Source organism: Vibrio sp. 704 (assembly GCF_033339295.1).
Map to the genome: position 1 here is coordinate 1 of NZ_JAWOUH010000541.1, position 653 is coordinate 653.

Annotated in this window: 1 pseudogene; it reads left to right on the forward strand. The window is 48.4% G+C overall.

Annotated features, from left to right (window positions below):
* A pseudogene (locus R7R24_RS27625) lies at positions 1 to 653 on the forward strand (L-arabinose isomerase); the annotation flags it as partial.

Consider the following 653-nt stretch of genomic DNA (forward strand, 5'->3'; position numbering starts at 1 on the left):
ATTCGTCTGATGACATTTCAGTTTCTATTGCTAACAAAGGCACGGTAAAAACACCGGATGAAATTCTCGCAATATGCCGCGCAGCCAATAACGATCCTGACTGTATCGGCTTGATGCTGTGGATGCACACTTTCTCTCCAGCCAAGATGTGGATTGCCGGCCTAACCCAGCTAAATAAGCCATTTTTACACCTTCACACCCAGTTCAACGCGGCGCTACCATGGGATGAAATCGACATGGATTTCATGAACCTCAACCAAAGTGCGCACGGTTGCCGAGAGTTTGGCTTCATTGGCACCCGTCTGAATATTGAACGTAAAGTCGTAGTCGGACACTGGCAAGAACCGCAAGTGCATAGAGATATCGACGATTGGTGTCGCGCCGCTATTGGTGTGAATGCAGGTCAGCACCTGAAAGTCGCCCGCTTTGGCGACAACATGCGCCAAGTCGCGGTCACGGAAGGCAACAAAGTCTCTGCGCAAATCCAGTTTGGATATGAAGTGAATGCGTACGGTCTTGGTGAGCTCAGTGACGTAGTCAACTCGATATCAGATGCGGATGTAAATCACCAGCTAGATGAATATGCATCCATGTATGAGATGTCTCCAGACTTGTTCAACGACTCTGATTTGAAAAAGCTGATGACGCAAGAG